Origin of the sequence: Archangium sp. (assembly GCF_036388035.1) — a bacterium.
Classification (GTDB): Bacteria; Myxococcota; Myxococcia; order Myxococcales; family Myxococcaceae; genus Archangium.
This window is the reverse complement of sequence record NZ_DASVSO010000822.1, coordinates 1-2,096: the sequence shown is the minus strand read 5'-3', so window position 1 is coordinate 2,096 and position 2,096 is coordinate 1. Positions and strand designations below refer to the sequence as shown.

2 protein-coding genes and 1 pseudogene are annotated in these 2,096 nt (G+C 69.3%); 1 reads left to right on the top strand and 2 read right to left on the bottom strand.

Features of this window, described 5'->3' with window-relative positions:
* On the top strand, positions 1 to 949 hold a 949-nt coding region (gene lipB / locus VF697_RS33925; RefSeq protein ID WP_331101545.1), incomplete at its 5' end, for a lipoyl(octanoyl) transferase LipB.
* A gap of 63 nt (positions 950 to 1,012) precedes the next feature.
* Here lipB and VF697_RS33920 read toward each other — a convergent pair.
* Together VF697_RS33920 and VF697_RS33915 are read right to left on the bottom strand one after the other, a co-directional pair.
* Positions 1,013 to 1,885: an MBL fold metallo-hydrolase gene (locus VF697_RS33920; RefSeq protein WP_331101543.1), complete on the bottom strand. Its 873-nt coding sequence runs from the start codon at positions 1,883 to 1,885 to the stop codon at positions 1,013 to 1,015.
* Positions 1,878 to 2,096, bottom strand: a pseudogene (locus VF697_RS33915) (GTP cyclohydrolase II); the annotation flags it as partial. The gene VF697_RS33920 and the pseudogene VF697_RS33915, both read right to left, overlap by 8 nt.

Genomic DNA, 2,096 nt, shown 5'->3' with positions numbered 1-2,096 from the left:
CACCCTGGGCCGCGCCGCCAAGCGCGCCAACATCGTCGCCAGCGACGCGCGGCTCGCCTCCGAGGGCGTGGAGATCTTCGAGACCGACCGCGGCGGCGACGTCACCTACCATGGCCCCGGGCAGCTCGTCGGCTACCCCATCTTCCTCCTGCCCGAGCAGCGGCACGACGTGCGCCGCTACGTGCGCGACGTCGAGCAGTGCGTCATCCGCACCCTCGCCGAGTACGGCATCACCTCCGGCACCATCCCCAAGTGGCCAGGCGTGTGGATTGGCGAGGAGACCTCGCCCGACGCCCGGAAGATCGCCGCCATCGGCGTGCACCTCTCCCGCTGGCTCACCAGTCACGGCTTCGCGCTCAACGTCAACACGCACCTGCCGCACTTCAACCTCATCGTCCCCTGTGGCATCCGCGAGGCGGGCGTCACCTCGCTCCAGAAGGAGCTGGGCCGCTCCGTGCCCGTGGCCGAGGTCGAGGACAAGGTGGCCCGGCACTTCGCCGAGGTCTTCGAGCTCCCGCTCGCCGAGCCCAAGCCCCTCACGCGCACGGTGAGCGTCACGCTGATGCGCGGGCACGGGCCGGAGGCGCGGGTGCTGCTGCTGCGTCGGCGTCCCGAGCGCGGAGGCTTCTGGCAGATCGTCACCGGGCGCCTGGAGCCGGGTGAGCAGCCGCGGGAGGCCGCCGCTCGGGAGCTCTTCGAGGAGACGGGGCTGCGCGCCGACGTGGTGGACCTGGAGTACCGCCACGCGTTCGCCGTGGGCAGCGTGGTGCCTCCGCGGCTCGTCGAGGAGAACGGCTTCGCGGCCCGGTGCCCCGACGGCTTCGACATCCGCCTGGGTGACGAGCACGACGCCCACGAGTGGGTGGATGTCCCGACGGCGCTCTCCCGGCTGCCGTTTCGCGGGCTGCGCGAGGGCGTACAGCGGGCCCTCCGGGCGCTCGCGGTGTGAGGGCGGGAGCGCCCCCACCCGCCTCTCCTCTCCCGAGGGGAGGGGGCGGAGTGGGGGAGGGGACTAGAGCTTCAGGGTGTCCAGCTCCACGGCGGCGATGACCTCGGGACGGTGCTTGCGCACCTCCTCCACGAAGCGATCCATCGCATCGTCGTCGCGGTTGGGGTCGTGGTGGAAGAGCACCAGCTTCTTCACCTTGGCGGCGTTGGCCGTCTCCACCGCGGACTCCCAGGTGGAGTGGCCCCAGCCCTCCTTCGAGGCGCCGTTGTGGCCGCGGTACTCATCCGTCGTGTACATCGCGTCGATGATGAGCATGTCCGCGTCCCGCGTGAACTCCACCAGGTCCTTGTCCTGGGCGCAGCCGTGCTCCACGTCCGTGGCGTACACCACCGACTTGCCGCCGCACTCCACCCGGTAGCCCATGTTGCCGCCCGGGTGGTTCAGGTCCAGCGTGCGGATCCTCGCCGGACCCAGCTCGAGCACCTGCCCCGAGCCCAGATCCTTGTAGGTCAGCTGCGCCTTGAAGACCTGTTCCGCGGTCACCGGGAAGTAGGGCTGCACCATCTGCCCCGCCAGCACCTCCTTCACCGAGCGCCCGTCCCGCGGCGCGCCGTACACCGTGAAGGCGTACTTCGGGATGAAGATGGGCGTGAAGAACGGCAGGCCCTGAAGGTGGTCGTAGTGGTAGTGCGACAGGAAGATCGAGCCGCGCGCCGGTCCTCCCGACGCGAGCAGCTCATCGCCGAGGACGCGCACGCCCGTTCCCAGGTCGAAGATGAGCAGCTCGTCCCCGCATCGCATCTCGACGCAGGGCGTGTTGCCCCCATAGCGCTGCGTCTTCGGTCCCGGTGATGGGATCGAGCCGCGCACTCCCCAGAAACGAACCTGGAAGGGCACGCTCGCCTGCGTGCCCCCCTCTTGCTCGTCGTCAGCCAACCTTTGCTTCCGTGTCGTCGTCGTCCTCGGCGAAGAGCTCAATGAGGTGCCCCGTCCGCTCGCGCTTCGTCCTCAGGTACCCGACGTTATGCGGATTATGCTCCGTACGCGAGGGAATGCGTCGACGTACTGGAATCCCCTCTTCCACCAACCCTGCAATTTTCAGCGGATTGTTGGTGATGAGGTCCACCGACCGCACTCCCAGCGTGCG